The 22,802-nt window shown below is 76.2% G+C and carries 20 protein-coding genes; 9 read left to right on the top strand and 11 right to left on the bottom strand.

The features are described from left to right. Window positions 1–12: 12 nt before the first annotated feature. The gene (locus SNE206_RS12410) at window positions 13–495 is read right to left on the bottom strand and encodes an Lrp/AsnC family transcriptional regulator (protein WP_405012753.1); all 483 of its coding nucleotides are present in this window, start codon (window positions 493–495) and stop codon (window positions 13–15) included. Between the two features lie 137 nt (window positions 496–632). Here SNE206_RS12410 and SNE206_RS12405 point away from each other — a divergent pair, with 137 nt between their 5' ends. Then, on the top strand, window positions 633–1,796 hold the full coding sequence (locus SNE206_RS12405; RefSeq protein WP_407913354.1) for a trans-sulfuration enzyme family protein: 1,164 nt from the start codon (window positions 633–635) through the stop codon (window positions 1,794–1,796). Window positions 1,797–1,815: 19 nt separating this feature from the next. Here SNE206_RS12405 and SNE206_RS12400 read toward each other — a convergent pair whose 3' ends face one another. The 8 genes from SNE206_RS12400 to SNE206_RS12365 all read right to left on the bottom strand — a co-directional run bounded on the left by SNE206_RS12400 (window position 1,816) and on the right by SNE206_RS12365 (window position 12,226). Continuing rightward, window positions 1,816–2,277: a hypothetical protein gene (locus SNE206_RS12400; protein ID WP_407913353.1), complete on the bottom strand. Its 462-nt coding sequence runs from the start codon at window positions 2,275–2,277 to the stop codon at window positions 1,816–1,818. Between the two features lie 90 nt (window positions 2,278–2,367). Further along, a complete protein-coding gene (gene ilvD, locus SNE206_RS12395) occupies window positions 2,368–4,212 on the bottom strand; it encodes a dihydroxy-acid dehydratase (protein ID WP_407913352.1) in 1,845 nt (614 codons plus the stop codon). A gap of 132 nt (window positions 4,213–4,344) precedes the next feature. Next, the gene (locus tag SNE206_RS12390; RefSeq protein ID WP_407913351.1) at window positions 4,345–5,115 is read right to left on the bottom strand and encodes a class I SAM-dependent methyltransferase; all 771 of its coding nucleotides are present in this window, start codon (window positions 5,113–5,115) and stop codon (window positions 4,345–4,347) included. A gap of 31 nt (window positions 5,116–5,146) precedes the next feature. Beyond that, a complete protein-coding gene (locus SNE206_RS12385; RefSeq protein WP_407913449.1) occupies window positions 5,147–5,968 on the bottom strand; it encodes a sugar phosphate isomerase/epimerase family protein in 822 nt (273 codons plus the stop codon). Window positions 5,969–6,441: 473 nt separating this feature from the next. After that, window positions 6,442–7,398, bottom strand: coding sequence for a Ppx/GppA family phosphatase (locus tag SNE206_RS12380; protein WP_407913350.1), 957 nt, complete (start codon window positions 7,396–7,398; stop codon window positions 6,442–6,444). Window positions 7,399–7,498: 100 nt separating this feature from the next. Then, window positions 7,499–8,782 carry an SUKH-4 family immunity protein gene (locus tag SNE206_RS12375; RefSeq protein WP_407913349.1) on the bottom strand — a complete coding sequence of 428 codons (1,284 nt, stop codon included), beginning with the start codon at window positions 8,780–8,782 and terminating at the stop codon, window positions 7,499–7,501. Next, entirely contained in the window at window positions 8,779–11,841 is a 3,063-nt protein-coding gene (locus SNE206_RS12370) for a toxin glutamine deamidase domain-containing protein (protein WP_407913348.1), read from the bottom strand. The genes SNE206_RS12375 and SNE206_RS12370 overlap by 4 nt, the downstream gene beginning before the upstream one ends. Before the next feature lie 40 nt (window positions 11,842–11,881). Next, complete coding sequence (locus tag SNE206_RS12365; RefSeq protein ID WP_407913347.1) at window positions 11,882–12,226, bottom strand: WXG100 family type VII secretion target; 345 nt, start codon at window positions 12,224–12,226, stop codon at window positions 11,882–11,884. A 283-nt stretch (window positions 12,227–12,509) separates the two neighbouring features. Here SNE206_RS12365 and SNE206_RS12360 point away from each other — a divergent pair, with 283 nt between their 5' ends. After that, entirely contained in the window at window positions 12,510–13,292 is a 783-nt protein-coding gene (locus SNE206_RS12360) for a hypothetical protein (RefSeq protein WP_407913448.1), read from the top strand. Between the two features lie 42 nt (window positions 13,293–13,334). Here the strand turns inward: SNE206_RS12360 and SNE206_RS12355 are convergent, their stop codons facing one another. Together SNE206_RS12355 and SNE206_RS12350 are read right to left on the bottom strand one after the other, a co-directional pair. Next, window positions 13,335–14,498, bottom strand: coding sequence for an NADH-quinone oxidoreductase subunit D (locus tag SNE206_RS12355; protein WP_407913346.1), 1,164 nt, complete (start codon window positions 14,496–14,498; stop codon window positions 13,335–13,337). After that, on the bottom strand, window positions 14,495–15,505 hold the full coding sequence (locus SNE206_RS12350) for an SAM-dependent methyltransferase (RefSeq protein WP_407913345.1): 1,011 nt from the start codon (window positions 15,503–15,505) through the stop codon (window positions 14,495–14,497). The genes SNE206_RS12355 and SNE206_RS12350 overlap by 4 nt, the downstream gene beginning before the upstream one ends. A gap of 141 nt (window positions 15,506–15,646) precedes the next feature. On the opposite strand from SNE206_RS12350, the gene SNE206_RS12345 reads away from it, so the two are divergent. From SNE206_RS12345 to nadC, 7 genes are all read left to right on the top strand, one after another. Continuing rightward, window positions 15,647–16,831: a sensor histidine kinase gene (locus SNE206_RS12345; protein ID WP_407913447.1), complete on the top strand. Its 1,185-nt coding sequence runs from the start codon at window positions 15,647–15,649 to the stop codon at window positions 16,829–16,831. Window positions 16,832–16,866: 35 nt separating this feature from the next. Beyond that, the gene (locus tag SNE206_RS12340; protein ID WP_407913344.1) at window positions 16,867–17,556 is read left to right on the top strand and encodes a response regulator; all 690 of its coding nucleotides are present in this window, start codon (window positions 16,867–16,869) and stop codon (window positions 17,554–17,556) included. Between the two features lie 118 nt (window positions 17,557–17,674). After that, on the top strand, window positions 17,675–18,622 hold the full coding sequence (locus SNE206_RS12335; RefSeq protein ID WP_407913343.1) for a Rossmann-like and DUF2520 domain-containing protein: 948 nt from the start codon (window positions 17,675–17,677) through the stop codon (window positions 18,620–18,622). Beyond that, window positions 18,622–19,515 (top strand): pantoate--beta-alanine ligase, encoded by an 894-nt coding sequence (panC, locus tag SNE206_RS12330; RefSeq protein ID WP_407913342.1) that lies wholly within the window; start codon window positions 18,622–18,624, stop codon window positions 19,513–19,515. Before SNE206_RS12335 ends, panC begins: the two co-directional genes overlap by 1 nt. Before the next feature lie 68 nt (window positions 19,516–19,583). Beyond that, complete coding sequence (gene panD / locus SNE206_RS12325) at window positions 19,584–20,060, top strand: aspartate 1-decarboxylase (protein WP_407913341.1); 477 nt, start codon at window positions 19,584–19,586, stop codon at window positions 20,058–20,060. 17 nt (window positions 20,061–20,077) lie between these two features. After that, entirely contained in the window at window positions 20,078–21,745 is a 1,668-nt protein-coding gene (locus SNE206_RS12320; RefSeq protein WP_407913340.1) for an L-aspartate oxidase, read from the top strand. Window positions 21,746–21,835: 90 nt separating this feature from the next. Beyond that, complete coding sequence (gene nadC / locus SNE206_RS12315; protein ID WP_407913339.1) at window positions 21,836–22,792, top strand: carboxylating nicotinate-nucleotide diphosphorylase; 957 nt, start codon at window positions 21,836–21,838, stop codon at window positions 22,790–22,792. Window positions 22,793–22,802 lie beyond the last annotated feature (10 nt).

Here is a 22,802-nt window from a genome sequence, read left to right as displayed (position 1 = left end):
GCCGGACGGCGGTCAGGCCCCGGCGGTGGCCGGCGCGTCGCCGCGCAGGTGCCCGAAGATCAGGCTGGTCTCGGTGTGCTGCACGGCGGGGTGCGCGGTGAGGTGGTCGAGCACGAAGTCGCGCAGCGCGTCGGTGTCGGCCACGGCGACGTGCAGCAGGTAGTCGTCCGGCCCGGCCAGGTGGTAGGCGGCGACGACGCCCGGCATCCGGGGGATGCCGCCGGCGAAGCTGCGGATCTGCTCCTTGGTGTGGGCGTGCAGGCGCACCGCGATCATGGCCTGGATGCCGAGCCCGACGGCGGCGGGCTCGACCTCCGCGTGGAAGCCGCGGATGACGCCGCGCTCGCGGAGGGCCCGGATCCGGCCGAGGCAGGTCGACGGCGCGATGCCGACCGCCTCGGCGACGGCGTTGTTGGGCATCCGCGCGTCGGCCACCAGCAGGCGCAGGATGGCGCGGTCGACGGGGGCGAGTTCGCGTTGCGGATTCTTCGGCACGGCGCCCACGATCGTGCGCCGGTCCGCACATCCACAAGGTCTACCGGCCGGTAGCCGAATGTTCTGCGGACCGGTGGCCCCGGCCCGGCCGGGTCTTCACGATGGGGCCACCCCCCACCCCGCCGAGGAGGCCACCCATGCCCCACGCCGACACCCGGGCCGTGCACGCCGGCAGAACCGACCTGCGCGGCCTCGGGACGCACGTCCCGCCGATCGACCTCTCCACCACCAACCCGCTCCCCGGTGTGGAAGCCGGCGGCGACAGCTACGAGGCGCTGGCCACCGGCGGCCTGCTCCCCGAGGGCGGCAGCGCCGTCTACCAGCGGCTGTGGAACCCCACCACCGCCCGCTTCGAGCAGGCCCTCGCCGAGCTGGAGGACTGCGCGCAGGCGGTGGCCTTCGCCTCCGGCATGGCCGCCCTCTCCGCCTGCCTGCTGGCCGCCCGCGCCGAGGGCCGGGGCCACGTCGTCGCGGTGCGCCCGCTGTACGGCGGCACCGACCACGTGCTGGCCACCGGCCTGCTCGGCACCGAGGTGACCTGGGCGGCCGCCGGGGAGGTCGCCGCGGCCCTGCGCCCCGACACCGGGCTCGTCGTGGTGGAGACCCCCGCCAACCCGACCCTCGACCTCGTCGACCTCGCCGGCGTCGCCGCGCAGTGCGGCGGGGTGCCGCTGCTGGTCGACAACACCTTCGCGACGCCCGTCCTGCAGCAGCCGGTGCACCACGGCGCGACGCTCGTCCTGCACAGCGCCACCAAGTACCTCGGCGGGCACGGCGACGTGCTGGCCGGCGCGGTCGCCACCGACGCGGAGTGGGCGGCGCGCCTGCGCCGGGTCCGGGCGGTGACCGGCGGCATCCTGCACCCGCTGGCGGCCTACCTGCTGCACCGCGGGCTGCAGACGCTGCCGCTGCGGGTGCGCCACCAGGCCGCGAACGCGGCGAAGCTCGCCGCCTGGCTGGGCGCCCGGCCGGAGGTGGAGCAGGTCTTCTACCCCGGCCTGCCGGAGGGCGACCCGCTGGGCCTGGTCGGCCGTCAGATGACGGGCGCGGGGTCGGTGCTGGCGTTCTCGCTGCGCGGCGGCCACGAGGCGGCGGCGCGCGTCGCGGACGGCTGCGCGCTCGTCACGCACGCCGTGTCGCTGGGCGGCGTCGACACGCTGATCCAGCACCCGGCCTCGCTCACCCACCGGCCGGTCGCCCCGGAGGCCCGGCCGCACCCGTCGCTGCTGCGGCTGTCGGTCGGCCTGGAGGATCCCGAGGACCTCTGCGAGGACCTCGGCCGGGCCCTCGCGCGGAGCTGACGGCGCGGGCGGCCCCTTTTCAGCGGCGCCCGCGGCGGGCGCGCTCGTACGCGGCCCGGTGCACGGCCTCGCCGGGCGCCTCGACGAGGCTGCGGAAGAAGTACGCCGCGAGCGCGCCGACCCCGCCGATCAGCCAGACCGCGCCGAGCGAGCGGTCCTCGGCCATCCAGCCGTCGAGGGACTCCCGGCCCTCGGTGAGGCTCTTCCAGGTGCGGATCCCGGCGAGGCAGGTGCAGACCGCCACGGCGCCGATCAGCAGCACGTCGACCAGCCGGCCCGCCTCGGAGAGCGCCACCCCGGCGACGGCGAAGCGCAGCAGCAGGGCGCCGGCCGCCGTGCAGAGCAGCGCGCCGAGCGAGACCAGCACCCGGCGGAGCCAGTAGCCGCCGCCGTGGTCGACCCAGGTCGTGCCGAAGAACCGGATCGGCTCCGGTCCGGGGCCGCCGGGGGGCTGTTCGCGGGGTCTGCGCTGCTCGTCCACGGCCCGATTATCGCCCGGCGGCGGCGTACGACGACGCAGGGAGCCGCCCCGGCGTGACGGGGGCGGCTCCCTGCGGTGGCTGCGGCCGGATCAGCCGAGCTTGGAGACGTCGCGGACGGCGCCCTTGTCGGCGGAGGTCGCCATCGCCGCGTACGCCTTCAGCGCCTGGCTGACGTGGCGCTCGCGGTTCTTCGGCCGGTAGCCGCCCTCGGCCTCCAGCTTGAGGCGCCGCTCGTGCAGCTCCTCGAAGGAGACCTGGAGGTCGATCGTACGGCCGGGGATGTCGATGGCGATGATGTCGCCGTCCTCGACCAGCGCGATGGTGCCGCCGGACGCCGCCTCGGGCGAGGCGTGGCCGATGGAGAGGCCGGAGGTGCCGCCGGAGAACCGCCCGTCGGTGACCAGCGCGCAGGCCTTGCCGAGGCCGCGGCCCTTGAGGAACGAGGTCGGGTAGAGCATCTCCTGCATGCCGGGGCCGCCCTTGGGGCCCTCGTAGCGGATGACGACGACGTCGCCCTCCTTGATCCGCTTGGCGAGGATCGCCTCGACGGCGTCCTCCTGCGACTCGACGACGACGGCCGGGCCGCTGAACGTCCAGATCGACTCGTCGACGCCCGCGGTCTTCACGATGCAGCCGTCCTCGGCGAGGTTGCCGTACAGCACGGCGAGGCCGCCCTCGACGGAGTAGGCGTGCTCGACGCTGCGGATGCAGCCCCGGGCGGCGTCGGTGTCGAGGGTCTCCCACCGCTCGGACTGCGAGAACGCCTCGGCGGAGCGGACGCAGCCGGGGGCCGCGTGCCACAGCTCGACCGCCTCGTCGGACGGCGAGCCGCCGCGGACGTCCCAGGTCTTCAGCCACTCGTCGATCGAGGCGGAGTGCACGGTGTGCACGTCCTCGTGGAGCAGGCCGCCGCGGTAGAGCTCGCCGAGGATCGCGGGGATGCCGCCGGCCCGGTGCACGTCCTCCATGTAGTACGAGCCGTTGGGCGCGACCTTGGAGAGGCACGGCACCCGGCGGGACACCGCGTCGATCGCCCGCATGTCGAAGTCGACCTCGGCCTCCTGCGCGGCGGCGAGCAGGTGCAGGATCGTGTTGGTGGAGCCGCCCATCGCGATGTCGAGCGCCATGGCGTTCTCGAACGCGGCGCGGGTCGCGATGTTGCGCGGCAGCACGGACTCGTCGTCCTGGTGGTAGTGCCGCTCCGTGATCTCGACGACCGTCCGCCCGGCCCGCTCGTAGAGCGCGCGGCGGGCGGTGTGGGTGGCGAGCACCGAGCCGTTGCCGGGCAGCGACAGGCCGATCGCCTCGGTGAGGCAGTTCATCGAGTTGGCGGTGAACATGCCGGAGCACGAGCCGCAGGTCGGACAGGCGTTCTCCTCGATGATCGCGATGTCCTCGTCGGAGACGTTCTCGTTGACCGCCTGCGAGATCGCGTCGACCAGGTCGAGCTTGCGCACGGTGCCGTCGACGAGGGTGGCCTTGCCGGCCTCCATCGGGCCGCCGGAGACGAAGACCGTCGGGATGTTCAGCCGCAGCGCGGCCATCAGCATGCCGGGGGTGATCTTGTCGCAGTTGGAGATGCAGATCAGGGCGTCCGCGCAGTGCGCGTTGACCATGTACTCCACCGAGTCGGCGATCAGGTCGCGCGAGGGCAGCGAGTACAGCATGCCGCTGTGCCCCATCGCGATGCCGTCGTCGACGGCGATCGTGTTGAACTCGCGCGGGATGCCGCCGGCCTCCTTGATCGCCTCGGAGACGATCCGGCCGACCGGCTGCAGGTGGGTGTGGCCCGGCACGAACTCGGTGAAGGAGTTGGCCACCGCGATGATCGGCTTGCCGAAGTCCTCCCGGGCTACGCCCGCCGCCCGGAGAAGGGCACGGGCGCCCGCCATGTTGCGGCCGTGGGTGACGGTACGGGACCTCAGCTCGGGCATGCGCTCCACTCCTTCGGGGCCGGCGTGCGGCCGCTGCGCTGGGCAGAGGGTGCAGGGCCGCTGTCCTACCGAGGTTACGCCTCCCGGTCCGGGCCGCGGACGCGATGTCCGCGATGCGGTCAGGCCGGTCCGTCAGGCGGAGGGCGCCCGGGCGACGAAGAGGTCGAGCACGTACGGCTCGGTCAGCACACCGTCCGGATGCCCGGCGAGCAGGGCCTCGCGCTCCGCGGCGAGCACCGGCGCCTGCCGCTCGGCGGGCAGCACCGCGAAGTACGACCGCGAGCCGAGGTCGGCGAGGTGGCTGTCGACGCCGACCTGCCGCTCCCAGCGCAGCCTGGCCGTGCCGACCTCCAGGCCGCGGGCGGCCAGCGGCTCGGCGAAGGCCGCCAGGCTGCTGCCGTAGAAGTGGTACGAGGGCAGGGCCGCGGAGAGCCGCCGCTCCTGTGCGGCGATCCAGTCGGCGGCGCGGTCCTTGACGTTCCACCAGAGGGCGAGCGCCCCGCCGGGGCGGAGCACCCGCAGCGCCTCGGGCACCGAGCGCTCCGGGTCCGTCCAGTGGAAGGCCTGCGCATAGGTGACGAGGTCGGCGGAGCCGTCGTGCAGCGGCAGTTCGTCGCCGACGCCCTTCACCACCGGCACGTCCGGGGAGACGGCCCGCAGCCGCGCCGCCATGCCGGGGCTCGGCTCCACCGCGAGCACCCGGGCGCCGCGGGCGGCGAGCAGCCGGGTCGCGATGCCCGTGCCGGCACCGACGTCGACCACGTCGGCGCCGCGGAGCGGGCGGCCCGCGAGGCGCTCCAGCGCGTCGAAGAGGGCGTCGGGGTACGAGGGCCGGGCCGCGTCGTACTGCTCGGCCACCGGACCGAAGGACAGCGCGTGCGCCTGCTGCTGAAGATCCGTCATCGGTTTCCCTCCGCGTACGACCTGGCGCCGCTCAGCCTACGCCGCCGGGCCGGTGCAGCCGGGCGGGGGTCGCGAGGTGCAGCCGGGTGAAGGCCAGCGCCTCCGCGAGGTCGGCCTCGCGTTCGGCGGGCGACCCGGAGCGCCGGGTGTTGACCTCCAGCACCACGTGGCCGTCGAAGCCCGTGCGGGCGAGCTGCTCCAGCAGCACCGCGCACGGCTGCGTGCCGCGGCCGGGGATGAGGTGCTCGTCCTTGCCCGAGCCGGAGCCGTCCGCGAGGTGCACGTGGGCGAGCCGGCCGCCCATCCGGGCGACCATCTCCAGCGCGTCCACGCGGGAGGTCGCGGCGTGCGACAGGTCGACCGTGAAGTGCCGGTACTCCTCCTCGGTGACGTCCCAGCCGGGCGCGTAGGCGAGCATCTCGCGGTCCTTGTACCGCCACGGGTACATGTTCTCCACGGCGAAGCGGACGTCCGTCTCCCCCGCCATCCGGCCGATGCCGGCGACGAACTCCCGCGCGTACTGCCGCTGCCAGCGGAACGGCGGGTGCACCACCACCGTGTCGGCGCCCAGCTTCTCGGCCGCCGCACGGGCCCGCACGAGCTTCGTCCACGGGTCGGTGGTCCACACCCGCTGGGTGATCAGCAGGCAGGGCGCGTGCACGGCGAGGATCGGCATCCGGTGCGCGTCGGAGAGCCTGCGCAGCGCCTCGACGTCCTGGCTCACCGGGTCGTTCCAGACCATCACCTCGACCCCGTCGTAGCCGAGCCGCGCGGCGAGCTCGAAGGCGGTCGCCGTGGTCGACGGGTACACCGAGGCGGTGGAGAGCGCCACCTTCGTGTCCGGCACGTGCACGCCCGGGTGCGGGGGCAGCACGAGGCGGTCGGTGGTGCGCAGCAGCGGTGCCGGGCGGGACTCCTTGCGGCGGGTCTCCTTCACCGCCCGGGCCACCTTGGCGACCTTGGCCACCTTCGCGGTCTTCGCGGCGGTAACCGACCGGACGGTCCTGGCTGAGCGGGCGGCCGCGCCCTTCGCGGTGCGCGACGCGGCGCCCCGGGCGGTGCGGGGGCCGTCGGCGGCCTGCTCCGCGGGACCGCCGTCCTGATCCTCCGTACGGCGCCGGGGCGGGGTGCCGGCCTTGGCCCGGCGCGTGCGGGGGGCCCGCCGTGCCGCGCCCTCGGCGGCGCGGCCGGCCGGCGCCGCGTCGTCGTCCGCTGCTTCCGCCACGGGAGACAGGGTATGCGGCGGGGCGGACGAATGGTGGCAGAGGCGGAGGAAGCGTGGCCCGGATCTCACCCCGGGCGGGCCGGCGACCGCCCGGGGAGGGTTCAGGGGGCGAGCGCGGGGCGGCGGTCGGCCGGGCTGTCGAGGGCGTCGAGGCGGCGCAGGATGATGCCCTCGCGCAGCGCCCACGGGCAGATGTCGAGCTGCTCCAGGCCGAAGAGGTCCATCGCGGCGTCCGCCACGACGGCCCCCGCGAGGAGCTGCCGGGCGCGGCCCTCCGACACGCCGGGGATCCTGGCCCGCTCGGCGACGGTCATCGCGGCGAGGCGGGGCAGCCACGCCGCGAGGCCGCTGCGGGTGAGCCGCCGCGGCACGCGGGGCCCGGCGTCGGCGGGGGCGGCGCCGGTCATGCGGGCCAGCTGCTTGAAGGTCTTGGAGGTGGCGACCGCGTGGTCGGGCGCGCCCTGTCTGGCGAACTCGCCGACCACCCGGGCGATCTCGGCCCGGACGTGGCGGCGCAGCTCCCGGACGTCCTCGGGGTCGGCGGTGTCGCCGGGGAGGCGGGCGGTCAGCCGGCCGGCGCCGAGCGGCAGGGAGGCGGCGATGTCGGGCTGCTCGTCGCGGCCGCAGGCGATCTCCAGCGAGCCGCCGCCGATGTCCAGGTTGAGGAGCCGGCCGGAGGACCAGCCGAACCAGCGGCGCACGGCGAGGAAGGTCAGCCGGGCCTCGTCCTGCCCGGCGAGCACCCGCAGTTCGATGCCGGTCTCGTCGGCGACGCGGCGCAGCACCTCCACGCCGTTGGCGGCCTCGCGCACGGCGGAGGTGGCGAACGGCAGTATCTCCACGACGCCCTTGTCCTCGGCGACGGCGATCGACGAGGCGACCATCGACACGAGGCGCTCCACACCCACCGGGGAGATCGCCCCGGTGTCGTCGAGCAGCTCGGCGAGCCGCAGCTCGGCCTTGTGCGAGTACGCCGGGAGCGGGGCCGCACCGGGGTGCGCGTCCACCACGAGGAAGTGGACCGTGTTGGAACCTACGTCGAGGACACCGAGTCGCATAGCGGTCCACGCTACGCGATGCGGGCCGCTCACCTGCCCGGATCGGGCGGGACGGGCGCCCGCCGCGGTGCCGTCCGGGCGGCCCGGTTCCGGCGCCGGGTCACAGCAGGCCGTGCCAGAGCTGTTCGACGATCACCGCCCACCAGTTCTCCGGGTCGGTGAAGACGGTGCGGTCGATCGCGGCCAGCGCCCACTGGAGTTCGGCGACGGCCGGGCCCGCGGCGTGCGGGTGGAGGCCGCGCAGCGCCGGGAGGCGCTCGGCGAGCAGGGCGAGGCTGCGGGTGAAGGCGGTGAGGTCGGCGTTGCAGTAGCGCGCCCCGGCGGTGTCCGGGTCGATCGCGCGGACCCTGCCCTGCAGGGTGTCGACGGTGATCAGGGCCCGGCCGTCGGTGCCGAGCACGACCTGGCCGAGCAGGCCCTGCCGGGCCGCCGCGGTGGCCCGGGTGCCCCGGCCGAGGGCGGCGAGGTGGCCGGCGGCGTCGGGCAGCACCGGGGCGGTGCGGACGCCGTCATGGACGCCGTCCGGTCCGGGGTGGTGGAGCGTGAAGAAGCCGTCCAGGGCGACCGGCAGGCCGACCTGGAGCAGCGGCCGGGCCAGCGCCTCCGGCAGGTCGGCCAGCACGACCGCCTCGGTGTCGAAGCGGCGGACGCCCTGCGGCCCGAACCGCTCCGCCAGCCGGGCGGCGAGGGTGCGGCCGTCCTCGGGCTGCGCGGGCGGCACCGCCCGCGGGAAGGGCACCCGGTTGGGCCGGACGCCCGCCGGTGCGGGCAGGGCGCGCACCGCCCGGGCGCGGAGGTCGAACCACGGCCCGTACGCGTGGTCGTGGGTGACCGGCACGCCGGGCAGGGCGGCGGCGACGGCGTGCGCCGCGTAGCCGCCGGGCAGGTCGGAGAGCTGCAGGTCGGTGTGCACGCCGAGGACGTCCTCCGCCGGCACGCCCTGCTCCCGGAGGCGGTCCCAGGCCCGCAGCACGGGGTGCGGCAGGCCGGTGACGGAGTGCACGACGAGGCTCTGCGTCCCGCCGAGGGCGTCGCGGTGGCGGAGTTCGGCGCGGAGGCCGGGTCCGGTGGCGGGCGGCAGCGCGGGGTCGTGGTCGCCGGCGCCGAGGAAGTCCCGGTACATCCGGACGACGTCGGGCACCGGGACGGACGGCCAGACGGTGAGGCCGCCGCCGAGGCGGTCGACGACGCCGCAGGCGGCGCCGATCTCCTCCGGCGCGCGGCGCACCCCGGTGAAGGGGTCGACGTGCACGGGCGGCGGTTCCGGCCAGACGACCCAGCCGTGCTCGAACTCGAAGCTCCGGACCTGGCGGACGCCCTCCGCGGGGAGGCCGCCGTTGATCCAGTGGTGGGCGGCCTCCAGGGCCTGCTCGCGGGTGGTCATCGGCGGGTGCTCCCGGCAGCGGTGCGGTGGACGGTGAGCCGCGACCGGGGCGGTACGGGCTCGGCAGGACGGGCGGGCTCGGGGACGGCTTCGGGTGCGGTGGCGACCGGCTCGGGGACGACCGGCTCAGGAGCGGCCGGCTCGGGGACGACCGGCTCGGGGGCGGGCGGCTCGGGGGCGGGCGCGGCGGCCGGCCGGACGGCCGGGGCCGGGCGGGTGTCCGCGAGGTCGAGCGGCCGGCAGCGGGCGTCCAGGGCGATCGCCCACAGGCCGTGCTCGGCGCTGTGCAGCGGCTCGGCCGCGGCGGCGCCGGTCTGGTGGTCGAGCCAGGTGAGGCGGTCGGCGTGGTGCACGACGTTCCACAGGTGGGACCGGCGGAAGGCGTCCAGGGTGAGCAGGACGGCCTGCGCGCCGGGGCCGGAGCGCCGCAGCGCGTCGGCGATGCGCGCGAAGGCGCCCTCGCCGTCGCCCAGGTCGAGGAAGTGCGTGCCGAGTTCGCGTTCGGCACGGTCCCGGCCGCCGTACTCGCCGAAGGGGCCGTCGGGCAGCCGGGGGGCCGCGCAGACCGGCAGGCCGGCGAACGTGTCGACGCCGGAGAGGGCGAGGTCGACGCCGGTGTTGGCGCGGCCCGGCTCGCGCGGGCCGCCGCCGTTCAGGGCCTGCGCCCAGCCGCCGGCGGACGGGTCCGGGTGCGGCGCGGGGGTGCCGTCCGGCTGCCGGGGCACCAGCCGCTCCACCTCCGCCTGGTGCGCGGGGTCGACGGGCCCCAGGCCGCCGGGGCGCCCGTAGGGGCGGCCGTCGGCGAGGCTGCGGACCGGCACGTGCGCGCCGGGGTTGTCGGCGGGCCGTCCGGCCCGCGAGGCGAGGTAGGCGGCCGCGACCTGTCCGGGGTGCAGCACCGCCACCACCGCGGGTCCGGTGTGCGGCTCGGCGCCGAGGGCCTCGGGGCGGCGCCGGAGGTCCGCGGTCGGCTCGCCGAGGCGGACCGGCAGCGGCACCGCACCGGCTCCCGGGGCGGCGGGCGTTCCGGGGGCACCGCCCGCGGGGGTGCGGGAGGCGGCGCCCGGTGTGCCGACCACGGCGCCGACGACCCCGGCGGAGCCGCCCTGCGCGCCGGGCTGGCCCGCCGCGCCGGGGACGGCCGTGCCGCCCGGTGCGCCCGGTGCGCCGGACGCGCCGGACGCGCCGGGGCCTCCGGCGGGGGCACCGGCGACAGGTGCGCCGCCGACCGGGCCTGCGGCGGGAACGCCGGCCGTCGGGACGGCCCCGACCGGTGCGGCACCGGTGGGGGCCCCGCCGACCGGGCCGAGCGGGAACCCGGCCGCCGTGCCGCCGGACACCGGCCCGGCGGGCTCGCCGCCGTGCCGGACACCGGGCACCGGCAGACCGGGATCGGCGGTGCCGCCGTAGGAACCGCCGGAGGAGGGCTGCGGCGCGAGGATCACCGAGTCGGTGTGCACGCTGACCGGGCCGGAGGGCCTGGAAACGGAGGGGGGCAGGTCGTGGACCGGCTCGTACGCGGGCGCCTGGGAGAAGTGGCCGGCCGACGGGGCCGGGAGGTGGCCGACGGCCGGGCCGCGGTGCCCCGCGCTCTCGTGGGCGGCCGGCAGGGACGGGCCGGGCGCGGCGGCGGCCTGCACGGTGACGGGGCCGGCCTGCACGGTCACCGGTCCGGTGGCGCCGGGGCCGGTGACGGCGTCGGGCAGCGGGTCGCCGCCGGGACGGCCGTGCCCGCCGTGCCCGCCCGGGACGGCCCCGGGGCCGGTCGCTTCCCCGAGGTCGGCGGCGGCCACCGGGAGGCCGTCCACGCCGAGTCGGACGCCGTCCGGGCCGACGGCCGCGTCGACGAGCGGGCGGCCGTCGCGGCCGACGCCGGCGACGACCGGGCGGCCCTCGCCGTCGGTGAGGATCCGGCCGTCGGTGCCGACGGCCAGGCCGGCGGCGGGGTTGCCCTCGGCGTCGAGCATGACGGGCCGGCCGTGCCGGTCGAGGAGGGGGTGGCCGTCCTTGCCGACGGCCAGGGTCAGACCGGTGTCGCCGACCGCGCCGTCGGCGGTGACGGTCAGGGGCTTGCCGTCGGCACCGGTGAGGAGCTTGCCGTCGGCGCCCAGGGCGAGGCCGGCGATCTCCTTGCCGTCGGCGCCGACGACGACGGGCCGGCCGTCCTCGCCCAGCAGCGGTTTGCCGTCGGCGCCCACCGCGACGGTGACGCCGTCGAGGCCGCCGAGCGGCTTGCCGTCGGCGCCGAGCAGCACGGGCCGGCCCTCGGCGTCGGTGAGCACGGTGCCGTCGGGGCCGACGGCGGCGGAGAGGGTGCGCACCCCGGCCACGGCGGTGGCGCCGCCGACGGCGCTGCCGACGAGCTCGCCGGTGAGCGTGCCGCCGGAGCGGGCCGCGCTCAGGGTGCGGAGTTCGCCGTGCCGGCCGGCGCCGTCGGCCTGGGCGATGCGTTCGAGGGCGGTGACGGCGGGCTCGCGGAGCGCCGCCTGCAGGCCGTCCTTCATGGCGCGGCCGAGTTCGGCCAGCAGGGCGGTGACCCTGGCCTTGGCGGCTTCGACGGCGACGGCCTCGCCGGCCTCGGCGACGGCCCCCTTGACCGTGCCGGCGACCCGGCCGACGAGGCCGGTCAGGCCGTCGTCCGCGGCGGCCTTCACCTGGGCGTCGGCGGCGGCCTCGGCGGCGTCGGCCTTCCTGATCTCCTCGGCGAGTTCGGTGAGCACGGCGACGATGTCGGCCTTGCAGCTGTCGGTGGCGGCGGCGGCGCGGTCGAAGGCCCCGGCGACGGCGTCCGCGGCGGCGTGCGCGTCGTCGAGGTGGCCGCGGCCGCCGCCGGAGAAGCCGCGCCAGTGGTCGGCGAAGGCCTCGACGGCGGGCCCGGAGTTCTCCCCGGTGACGCGCTGCGCGGCGGCGACGCCGCGCCGGCCGATCTGCTCGGCCTCGGCGCCGAACTCGCGCCAGAGGCAGGCGGCGCGGCGCAGCGCGTCCTCGTCGGCCTCCGGCCAGTGGCGGCCGAGCCGGGCCATGACCGGGGCCAGCTCCTCGGGCAGGTTCCTGGGCATGTGGTCCCCCTTCGGTGGTGCGGCTTGACGGTCCGTCGGATCAGACCGCGGACGGGCCGGGGCCGGTTCCCGGGCGGATCGCCCGGAAGGCGTCGCGGTTGCCCCGGTCGGTGTGTTCGGCGTTGTCGGCCATGGTGTGGAGGCCGGAGCCGACACCGCCGAGACGGTCGGCGAGGCCCTGCAGGCCGGCGAGGACGCCTTCGCGGGCGCCTTCGTAGGCGGTGCCGAAGCCCTGGCCGGGCTCGTCCCGGCCCCAGGGGGTGCCGAGGGCCGCGAGGCCGTTCTCCAGGTCGAGCGCGGCCCGGGCGAACGCGTTCGAGACGGTCTCGAACTCCCGCCCCTCGCCGTGCAGTTCCCAAGGATTGATCAGGACCTTGTCGGTCATCGCCGTCCCCCGTCGTCCGTTGCGTCCCCGTACGCGCCGTCTGCAGCCCGTCATCCTAGGGCCCGCGGGTGAGGCCGCCGCGGGCGCTGCGGGCGTTTTCACCCTGCCTTCACGAGCCGCCGCGGGCCTGCGCACACCGGGCCCGGGCGGTTCCGGGCCCCGGTACTGCGGGGATGCCGCTGCAAGGCCATACCCTTGCAGCGTGGCAGCAGCAGAGACCGAGAAGCGCAAGAAGCCGGGAAAGAGCGGTCCGGGGGCCGCCCCGGCGGTCGTCGACCTGGCGATGCCGACCGTGCGGCCGGAGGTTCCGCTGGACTTCCCGCGGGCCTGGGCGGAGTTCACCGACCCGGCCGACGACGAGCAGGTGTTCCGCTGCGACCTCACCTGGCTGACGTCGGGCTGGGGCTGCATCTTCGGCAAGGGGTGCCACGGCATCCGGGAGGGCCGCGGCGCCTCGGACGGCTGCTGCACGCTGGGCGCGCACTACTCCGACGAGGACGACGAGCAGCGCGTGGCCGGGCACGCCGCCCGGCTGACCCCGCAGATGTGGGAGAACCACGCGCACGGCACCGACGCCAGGGGCCGGATCAGGCTCGACGGCGGCATCACGATGTTCGACGAGGACGGCGACCGGCAGACCCGCCGGATCGACGGCGCCTGCCTGTTCCGCAACAGCCCGGACTTCGCCGGCGGCGCGGGCTGCGCGCTGCACATCCTGGCGCTGGCCGAGGGGCGCGAGCCGCTGGAGACCAAGCCGGACGTCTGCTGGCAGCTGCCGGTACGGCGCACCTACGACTGGATCGACCGCCCGGACGACACCCGCTACCTGCAGGTGAGCATCGGCGAGTACGACCGGCGCGGCTGGGGGCCGGGCGGCCACGACCTGCACTGGTGGTGCACCGGCAGCCCGGAGGCGCACAACGCGCCCGACCCGGTGTACATCGGCTACCGCGCCGAGCTGACCGAGCTGATGGGCCCGGAGGCGTACGCGGTGCTGGTGGGGCTCTGCGAGCAGCGGATCGCCTCGGGCGGCCACCGGAACCTCGCCCCGCACCCCGCCGACTGACGGGCGGGCCGGGCGGGGGCGCCGCCCGGCCTGCTTGTCGGTCTACTTGTCGATGTCGCCGACGACGAAGAACATCGAGCCGAGGATCGCGACCATGTCGGCGACCAGGGTGCCGGGCAGCAGTTCGGTCAGCGCCTGGATGTTGTTGTACGACGCCGAGCGGAGCTTGAGCCGCCACGGCGTCTTGTCGCCGCGCGAGACCAGGTAGTAGCCGTTGACGCCGAGCGGGTTCTCCGTCCACGCGTAGGTGGCGCCCTCGGGGGCCTTGAGCACCTTGGGCAGCCGCTGGTTGACCGGCCCGGGGGCGGCCTGCGCGAGGCGGTCGAGGCAGGCGTCGGCGAGGGCCAGGGAGTTGGCGGTCTGCTCCAGCAGGCACTCGAAGCGGGCGAGGCAGTCGCCCTCCTCGCGGGTGACGACGGTGAGCACGTCCTGCAGCTCGCCGTAGGCGAGGTAGGGCTCGTCGCGGCGGAGGTCGAAGTCGACGCCGCTGGCGCGGGCGATCGGGCCGCTGACGCCGTAGGCGTGCACCTGCTCGCGGGTGAGGGCGCCGACGCCGGCGGTGCGGCCGCGGAAGATCTCGTTGCCGAGCACGAGGTCCTCGTAGACGGGCAGCTGTCCGCGGACGGCGGTGACCGCCCGGCGGACCCGGCCGAGCCAGCCGGCGGGGAGGTCCTCCTTGAGGCCGCCGACCCGGTTGAACATGTAGTGCATGCGGCCGCCGGAGGCCTCCTCCAGCACGTGCTGGAGCTCCTCGCGGGCGGTGAAGGCGTGGAAGATCGGCGTGATGCCGCCGAGCTCCAGCGGGTACGAGCCGAGGAACATCAGGTGGTTGAGCACCCGGTTGAGCTCGGCGAGCAGGGTGCGGGTCCAGACGGCCCGCTCGGGCACCTCCATGCCGAGCATCCGCTCGACGGCGAGCACCACGCCGAGCTCGTTGGAGAAGGCGGAGAGCCAGTCGTGCCGGTTGGCCAGCATGATGATCTGGCGGTAGTCGCGGGCCTCGAAGAGCTTCTCGGCGCCGCGGTGCATGTAGCCGATGACCGGCTCCGCGGCGACGATCCGCTCGCCGTCCAGCACCAGCTTCAGCCGCAGCACGCCGTGCGTGGACGGGTGCTGCGGGCCGATGTTGAGCACCATGTCGCTGGTGCCGAGCTCGCCCGTGAACTGCTCCGCGCCCGCGCCGATGCCGACCGTCGTCTCCCTCATGGCATCAGAGTCTGCCACCCCGCGGGTGCGGGCAGGCCCGCCAGGCTCCGCGGTACCGGCATGCGGACGGCCTGCACGAGCCAGCCGAACCCGCCCAGGCCGGCCGGGTCGGTCAGCTCCGCCGCCTCCCCGGCGCCGCCGAGGGCCCGCAGGTAGGCCGCGGGGTCGGTGGAGGCGAGGGCGAGCGGCGGCCGTCCGCCGTGCACGCCGAGCGCGTGCAGGGCGGCGCGCTGCGTCGTCCACAGGCTGTGGACGGCGGGCGCGGCCGCGGCGTCGAGGGCGACGTGCGCGGTGACGTCGCAGCTGCCGTCGGGGACGGGCCTCACCTCGCGGCCGGCCCGGAAGCCGGCGAGGGTGCCGAACGGCGGGCGGTCCCCGGCGCCGTGCGCGTAGTCGACGGCGACCGCGAGCCCCTGCGCGAGGCTGCCGACGGCCCGCGCCCAGGCCTCGTCGCGGGGGCGGCCGATCTCGACGCGTCCGCCGCCGGGCCACCAGCGGGCCGCCCACGCGGCGTCGGCGGCGTCCAGCGGGCCGCCCGGGCGCTCCTCCCCCTCCGGCGACACCTCGACGTAGCGCAGCACGCCGTCCCCGCCGGGCTCGGCGACGTCCAGCGGCACGTTGTCGAGCCACTCGTTGGCGAACAGCAGCCCGCGCACCCCCGCCGGCGGCCGGTCCGTCCACACCACCCGCTCCGGCAGGCCGGCCGGGCGGTCGGCGAGTTCCACCGCGTACGGGCGGACCCGCGCGGCCGTCGGCGGGTCGAGGGCGGCGAGCACGCCCGCGGTGAGTTCGCCGCGGCCCGCCCCGACGTCGACGAAGGCCAGCTCCGCCGGGCGGCCGAGGGCCTCGTCCACCTCGGCGAGCAGCCGGGCCACCGCCCCCGCGTACCCAGCCGAGGCGTGCACGGACGTCCGGAAGTGTCCGGCCGGGCCCTCCGGCCTGCGGTAGAAGCCGTCGGGGCCGTACAGCGCGCGTTCCATGGCGGGCCGCCACCGCATCCACGTCATGGGGCAGGACGCTACCTTCCGGAGGGGGCGTCTCCACCCTGCGGCGGATACCGGATCGCCCTCGCGGCGGACCTGGGGCCCTCCGCGACTGCCTACGCTTGAGAGGTGCATCGACTCAACGCCTGGCTCCGCCGCCACCCGATGGTGGTGGACTCCGCCTGGGCACTGGTCGTCCTGCTGCTGGGGCTGCTCTCGGACTTCACCACCTCCGGCTGGCAGCGGTACGGCGGCGTGGCGGTCTCCTTCGCAATCGCGGCCCTGATGGCCGTCCGGCGCCGCCGCCCGGACCTCGCCGCGGCCGGCGGCACCGCCCTGGGGCTGGGCCAGCTCGCCCTGCACATCGAGCCGGGCGGGTCGTCGATCGGCTACCTGGTCTTCGCCTACACGGGCGCCGCCTTCGGCTCGCCGTGGGCGTCGCGGCTGGTGCTGGCGGTGGGGCTGGCGGCCGGGCCGCTGACGCTGTGGCGGTTCGACGGGAGCGGCGGCGGCCCGGCGGAGTCCGTGGACGCGCCGCCCGGCCCCAGCGCGTGGCAGACGGTGTTCATCGGGGTGCTGATGTCGACGCCGTTCGTGCTGTGCTGGGCGTGGGGCCGGCTGACCCGGGTCCGGGCGGCGTACCTGGTCGAGCTGGAGGACCGGGCCGCCCGGCTGGAGCGCGAGCGGGACGCCCGGGCGAAGGTCGCGGTCGCCGCCGAGCGCGCCCGGATCGCCCGCGAGCTGCACGACGTCGTCGCGCACAACGTCTCGGTGATGATCGTTCAGGCCGACGGCGCCGCCTACGTGCTGGACAACTCGCCGCAGCAGGCGAAGGAGGCGCTCGCCACCATCGCCGGCACCGGCCGCCAGGCGCTGGTCGAGATGCGCCGGCTGCTCGGGGTGCTGCGCACCTCCGAGACGGCCGGGGAGTACGTGCCGCAGCCCGGCGTGGAGGAGCTGCCGGAGCTGCTGGAGCAGGTCCGCACGGCCGGCCTGCCGGTCGACTTCGCCACCTCCGGCGACCAGCGGGAGCTGCCGCGCGGGCTGGAGCTGACGGTGTACCGGATCGTCCAGGAGGCGCTGACCAACGTGCGCAAGCACGGCGGTCCGGGCGCCCGGGCGCGGGTCGCCGTCGACTTCGGCGCGCACGACCTGGAGGTGCTCGTCGAGGACGACGGCCGCGGCGCCGTCGGCACCCGGGCCGACGACGGTGGTGGCGACGGCACCGGCCATGGTCTGATCGGCATGCGCGAGCGCGTCGGCATGGTCAGCGGCAGCCTCGACGTCGGCCCGCGGCCCGGCGGCGGCTTCCGCATCCGGGCCGTCCTCCCGCTGAGGGCCGCCAAGTGAACCCGATGGTCCCGCCGACGAAGGAGTGCCCGACCGTGCCCATCCGCGTGATGCTCGTCGACGACCAGGAACTGCTGCGGACGGGCTTCCGGATGGTCCTGCAGTCGCAGGGCGACATCGAGATCGCCGCCGAGGCCGGCGACGGCGCCCAGGCCCTGGAGGTGCTGGCGCACGCCGAGGTCGACGTGATCCTCATGGACGTCCGGATGCCGCGCATGGACGGCGTGCAGGCCACCCGGCAGATCTGCCTGGACGCCACCGGCGCACCCCGCCCGGGGGCGCCGCACGTGCTCATCCTCACCACCTTCGACCTCGACGAGTACGCCTTCGCCGCCCTGAAGGCCGGGGCCAGCGGCTTCCTCCTCAAGGACGTGCCGCCGACCGAGCTGGTCACGGCGATCCGCTCGGTGCACGGCGGCGACGCGGTGGTCGCGCCGACGACCACCCGGCGGATGATCGACCGCTTCGCCCAGGTGCTGCCGACCCCCTCGTCGGTGCCCGGCACACCCGTGCTGGAGCCGCTCACCGACCGCGAGCGCGAGGTGTTCCTGCTGGTCGCCCAGGGCCTGTCGAACAGCGAGATCGCGGCGCGCCTCGGCCTGTCCGAGGCGACCGTGAAGACGCACGTCGGCCGGATCCTCGCCAAGCTCCGCCTGCGCGACCGGGTCCAGGCCGTGGTCCTCGCCTACGAGAACGGCCTCGTCCGCGCCGGCGCCGCCGACTGACCGCGCCCGCCTGCCGCCCGGCCCCACGCGGGCGCGCGGCGGCCGACCCGTACGATGGACCGGTACGTCTGGTACCTGCACAGGACTGGAACGGGAAAGCAATGGCGAGGGCCGAGCGGTGAGCGCGTCCGACAATGCCCCGGCCCTCGGGCCGACCGATCCCTTCGGCGATCCGCTGGACCCGGAGAACCGGCCCGCCCGCCTCGCGGTCGGCGTGGTCGGCACCGGCCGGGTCGGGCCCGCGCTGGGCGCCGCCCTGCAGCTCGCCGGGCACCGGGTGGTCGCCGCGTCCGGGGTGTCCGCCGTCTCCCGGCGGCGCGCCGACGCGATGCTGCCGGGCGTGCGGCTGGTCACGCCGCCGCAGGTGCTGGCCGCCGCCGACCTGGTGCTGCTCACCGTGCCCGACGACGCACTCGCCGGCCTGGTCGCCGGGCTGGCCTCCACCGGCGCCGTCCGGCCCGGACAGATCGTGGTGCACACCTCGGGCGCGCACGGCGTCGCCGTGCTGGAGCCGGCCACCCGCGCGGGCGCGCTGCCGCTGGCCCTGCACCCGGCGATGACGTTCACCGGCACCTCCGTCGACCTGGACCGCCTGGCGGGCTGCCCGTTCGGCGTGACGGCGCCGCCGGAGCTGCGGCCCGTCGCCGAGGCGCTGGTGGTGGAGATGGGCGGCGAGCCGGAGTGGGTGCCCGAGGAGGTGCGTCCGCTCTACCACACGGCGCTCGCGCACGGCGCGAACCACCTGGTCACGCTGGTCGCGCAGGCGATGGAGCTGCTGCACGCCGCCGGCGTCGCCGAGCCGGGGCGGCTGCTCGGCCCGCTGCTCGGCGCCGCCCTGGACAACACCCTGCGCTCCGGCGACGCGGCGCTCACCGGCCCGGTCGCCCGCGGCGACGCCGGCACCGTCCGCCGTCACCTGGGACAGCTGGGAGCGGTGTCGCCGGACATCGGCCAGGCGTACCGTGCGATGGCCCGCGCCACCGCGCAGCGGGCGGTCCGGGGCGGATCGCTCAAGGAAGAGGCGGCGGCGGCGCTGCTGGACGTACTGAACGAGGAGACCACCTGATGGCACGCGGCAAGCAGCCGAAGGCGAAGGCCACCCCCACGACCGTGCTCACCCGCACCGTCACCGAGTTCGAGGCGGCCTTCTGGCCCGACGAGCAGCCGGTGGACAACGCCGTCGTCATGACGATGGGCGCGCTGCACGCCGGGCACGCCGCGCTGATCCGCGCCGCCCGCAAGCAGGTCGGCCAGGACGGCCGGGTCGCGGTGACGGTCTTCGTCAACCCGCTGCAGTTCGGCGCGGGCGAGGACCTGGAGCGCTACCCGCGCAGCCTGGACGCCGACCTCGCGCTCGCACAGGAGTTCGGCGCGGACGTCGTCTTCGCCCCCACCGCCGAGGAGGTGTACCCGAACGGCGAGCCGCAGGTGCGCCTCTCCGCGGGCCCGATGGGCGCCGGCTTCGAGGGCGCCTCCCGGCCCGGGCACTTCGACGGCATGCTGACCGTCGTCGCGAAGCTGCTGCACATCACCGACCCGGACTTCGCGTTCTTCGGCGAGAAGGACGCCCAGCAGCTGGCGCTCGTCCGCCGCATGGTCGCCGACCTGGACTTCGACGTGGAGATCGTCGGCGTCCCGACCGTCCGCGAGGAGGACGGCCTGGCGCTGTCCTCGCGCAACCGCTTCCTCTCCGACGCCGAGCGCGTGCAGGCACTCGCCCTCTCGAAGGCGCTGTTCGCCGGCCGCGACGCGGGCGCACAGGGCCCGAAGGCGGTCCGCGACGCGGCCGCGGGCGTCCTGGACACCGCCGACGGTGTCACCCTCGACTACCTCGCCCTGATCGACCCGGACTCCTTCACCGAGGTGCCGGACGACTTCCAGGGCGAGGCGGTGCTGGCCGTCGCCGCGAAGGTGGGCCCGGCCCGCCTGATCGACAACACCGGCATCATCGTCCGATGAGCAGCACCACCGCACCGCACCATCCGCACCGTCCGTAGTAGGCATGCACTCACAGGAGGCGTGACCAGATGCTCCGCACCATGCTCAAGTCCAAGATCCACCGGGCCACCGTGACCCAGGCCGACCTGCACTACGTCGGCTCCGTCACCGTCGACGAGGACCTGCTCGACGCCGCCGACCTGCTCCCCGGCGAGCTCGTCCACATCGTCGACATCAACAACGGCGCCCGCCTGGAGACCTACACCATCGCCGGGCCGCGCGGCTCCGGCGTGATCGGCATCAACGGCGCGGCCGCCCGGCTCGTGCACCCCGGCGACCTGGTGATCCTCATCGCCTACGGGCAGATGGACACCGCCGAGGCCAAGGGCTACCTGCCGAAGGTGGTCTTCGTGGACGGCGACAACCGGATCACCGGCACGGGCGGCGACACCGCCCACGCACCCGAGGGCAGCGGCCTCGTCCGCGGCGACCTGGTGGCACCCACCCCGACGGCAGGGGGCGCGTACCGTGATGCGGACGGCGCGACCCCCACCGCCGCGCGCTGAAGGAGCATGTGAACGCCATGTCGTACCGCCTGACCGCCCCCGTCCCCGGCTGGACCACGACCACCGACGTCGTCGTGGTCGGCTCCGGGGTCGCCGGCCTCACCGTCGCGCTCAACGTCCGCAAGGCCGGCCTGCGGGCCATGGTGGTCACCAAGGCGATGCTCGACGACGGCTCCACCCGCTGGGCCCAGGGCGGCATCGCCGCCGCCCTGGGCGACGGCGACACCCCCGAGCAGCACCTCGACGACACCCTCGTCGCCGGCGCCGGCCTCTGCGACGAGGAAGCCGTGCGCACCCTCGTCACCGAGGGCCCGGACGCCGTGCACCGGCTGATCGGCATCGGCGCCGCCTTCGACCAGGACGCCGACGGCGCGATCCTCCTCACCCGCGAGGGCGGCCACCACCGCCGCCGGATCGCCCACGCCGGCGGCGACGCCACCGGCGCGGAGATATCGCGCGCCCTGGTCGCCGCCGTCCGCTCCGACCCGGGCATCGAGCTGATCGAGCACGCCCTCGTCCTCGACCTGCTCACCGACGCCGACGGCCACACCGCGGGCCTGACCCTGCACGTCATGGGCGAGGGCCAGCGCGACGGCGTCGGCGCGATCCGGGCCCGCGCCGTGGTGCTCGCCACCGGCGGCATGGGCCAGGTCTTCTCCGCCACCACCAACCCGGCGGTCTCCACCGGCGACGGCGTCGCGCTGGCGCTCCGCGCCGGTGCGGAGGTCACCGACCTGGAGTTCGTCCAGTTCCACCCCACCGTGCTCTGGCTCGGCCCGGACGCCGAGGGCCAGCAGCCGCTGGTCTCCGAGGCCGTTCGCGGCGAGGGCGCGTACCTCGTCGACGGCGCGGGCGTGCGGTTCATGGCCGGGCAGCACGAACTCGCCGAGCTGGCCCCGCGCGACATCGTCGCCAAGGCCATCACCCAGCAGATGCAGCTGCAGGGCGCCGAGCACATGTACCTCGACGGCCGGCACTTCGGCGCCGAGATGTGGGAGCAGCGCTTCCCCACCATCCTCGCCTCCTGCCGCTCGCACGGCATCGACCCGGTCACCGGCCTCATCCCGGTCGCGCCCGCCGCGCACTACGCCTCCGGCGGCATCCGCACCGACCTCACCGGCCGCACCACCGTGCCCGGCCTGTACGCCTGCGGCGAGGTCGCCTGCACCGGCGTGCACGGCGCCAACCGGCTGGCCTCCAACTCCCTGCTGGAGGGCCTGGTCTTCGCCGAACGGATCGCCGCCGACCTGGCCGAACGGCACCGCACCGGTGACCTCCCCGAGCGCTCGGTCGACGTCGCCGCCGCCCGTTCGGCGCGCACCGCACCGCTGCTCGCCCCGGAGACCCGGGCCGAGATCCAGCGGCTGATGACGCACGGTGCGGGCGTGCTGCGCTCGGCCGCGTCGATGGCCGCCACCGCCGAGGGCCTCGCCGCGCTCGGCCGGGAGGCCGGCACCCACCTCGACGAGGGCAAGCCCGCCGACCCCCGGGTGGAGACCTGGGAGGCCGCCAACCTGCACCTGGTGGCGACCGCCCTGGTCGCCGCCGCGGTGCTGCGCGAGGAGACCCGCGGCTGCCACTGGCGCGAGGACTTCCCGGAGCGCGACGACGCGCACTGGCTGCGCCACCTGGTCACCGTCCTCGGCGCGGACGGCACCCCCGAGGCGTCCGCCGGCCGGCCCTGACCTGCCCCGTCCACGACCGACCCGCGCGGCCGACGGCCGCCGCACCCTCCGCCCGGCCCCCGCCGGACGTCAACGCTCAAGGAGCACCCGATGACCCACGACGAACTCCCCCTGGCCGGCGGCTGCGGCGACGGCTGCGCCTGCGGCGAGGGCGAGGCGTACGAGACCGGCCTCGACCCGGCCCTGGCCGGGCTGCTGGAGGAGGCCGGCCTCGACCCGGTCGAGGTCGAGGACATCGCGATGCTCGCGCTCGGCGAGGACCTGGCCGGCGGCGAGGACGTCACCTCCGTGGCGACCGTCCCGGCGGACGCCGTGGCCACCGCCGACTTCACGGCCCGCCAGGCCGGCGTCGTCGCGGGCCTGCGGGTGGCCGAGGCCGTGGTGTCGCTGGTCTGCGAGGAGGAGTTCGAGGTCGAGCGGCACGTCGAGGACGGCGCCCGGGTCGAGGCCGGCCAGGTGCTGCTCTCGGTGCGCAGCCGTACCCGCGACCTGCTCACCGCCGAGCGCAGCGCGCTGAACCTCCTCTGCCACCTCTCCGGCATCGCCACCGCCACCCGTGCCTGGGCGGACGCCCTGGAGGGCACCGGCGCGACCGTCCGCGACACCCGCAAGACCACGCCGGGCCTGCGGGCGCTGGAGAAGTTCGCGGTGCGCTGCGGCGGCGGCGCGAACCACCGGATGGCGCTCTCCGACGCCGCGCTGGTGAAGGACAACCACGTGGTGGCGGCCGGCGGCGTCGCGGAGGCCTTCCGGGCCGTCCGGGCCGCGTACCCGGAGCTGCCGGTGGAGATCGAGGTCGACACCCTGGAGCAGATCCCGCCGGTGCTGGAGGCCGGGGCCGAGCTCGTGCTGCTCGACAACTTCACGGTGCCGCAGCTGAAGGAGGCCGTCGCCCTGGTGGCCGGCCGGGCGAAGCTGGAGGCCTCCGGCGGGCTGACCCTGGCCACCGCCCGCGAGGTCGCCGAGACTGGTGTCGACTACCTGGCCGTCGGCGCCCTCACCCACTCCTCGCCCGTCCTCGACATCGGCCTGGACCTCCGGGCCTGACCCCACCTCG

It is taken from the genome of Kitasatospora sp. NE20-6, assembly GCF_045862635.1.
The sequence above is the reverse complement of the archived record's forward strand: the minus strand, read 5'-3'. Positions and strand labels throughout refer to the sequence as shown.

Bases quoted from the DNA above. Each gene is read 5' to 3' on its own strand.
- SNE206_RS12375 (WP_407913349.1), bottom strand. From the start codon at position 8,782: ATGACCACCCGCGAGCAGGCCCTGGAGGCCGCCCACCACTGGATCAAC.
- SNE206_RS12360 (WP_407913448.1), top strand. From the start codon at position 12,510: ATGCCGACCGTGCGGCCGGAGGTTCCGCTGGACTTCCCGCGGGCCTGG.
- SNE206_RS12345 (WP_407913447.1), top strand. From the start codon at position 15,647: ATGGTGGTGGACTCCGCCTGGGCACTGGTCGTCCTGCTGCTGGGGCTG.
- SNE206_RS12350 (WP_407913345.1), bottom strand. From the start codon at position 15,505: ATGACGTGGATGCGGTGGCGGCCCGCCATGGAACGCGCGCTGTACGGC.
- SNE206_RS12370 (WP_407913348.1), bottom strand. From the start codon at position 11,841: ATGCCCAGGAACCTGCCCGAGGAGCTGGCCCCGGTCATGGCCCGGCTC.
- SNE206_RS12365 (WP_407913347.1), bottom strand. From the start codon at position 12,226: ATGACCGACAAGGTCCTGATCAATCCTTGGGAACTGCACGGCGAGGGG.
- panC (WP_407913342.1), top strand. From the start codon at position 18,622: ATGGCACGCGGCAAGCAGCCGAAGGCGAAGGCCACCCCCACGACCGTG.
- panD (WP_407913341.1), top strand. From the start codon at position 19,584: ATGCTCCGCACCATGCTCAAGTCCAAGATCCACCGGGCCACCGTGACC.
- nadC (WP_407913339.1), top strand. From the start codon at position 21,836: ATGACCCACGACGAACTCCCCCTGGCCGGCGGCTGCGGCGACGGCTGC.
- SNE206_RS12380 (WP_407913350.1), bottom strand. From the start codon at position 7,398: ATGCGACTCGGTGTCCTCGACGTAGGTTCCAACACGGTCCACTTCCTC.
- ilvD (WP_407913352.1), bottom strand. From the start codon at position 4,212: ATGCCCGAGCTGAGGTCCCGTACCGTCACCCACGGCCGCAACATGGCG.
- SNE206_RS12405 (WP_407913354.1), top strand. From the start codon at position 633: ATGCCCCACGCCGACACCCGGGCCGTGCACGCCGGCAGAACCGACCTG.
- SNE206_RS12355 (WP_407913346.1), bottom strand. From the start codon at position 14,498: ATGAGGGAGACGACGGTCGGCATCGGCGCGGGCGCGGAGCAGTTCACG.
- SNE206_RS12320 (WP_407913340.1), top strand. From the start codon at position 20,078: ATGTCGTACCGCCTGACCGCCCCCGTCCCCGGCTGGACCACGACCACC.
- SNE206_RS12390 (WP_407913351.1), bottom strand. From the start codon at position 5,115: ATGACGGATCTTCAGCAGCAGGCGCACGCGCTGTCCTTCGGTCCGGTG.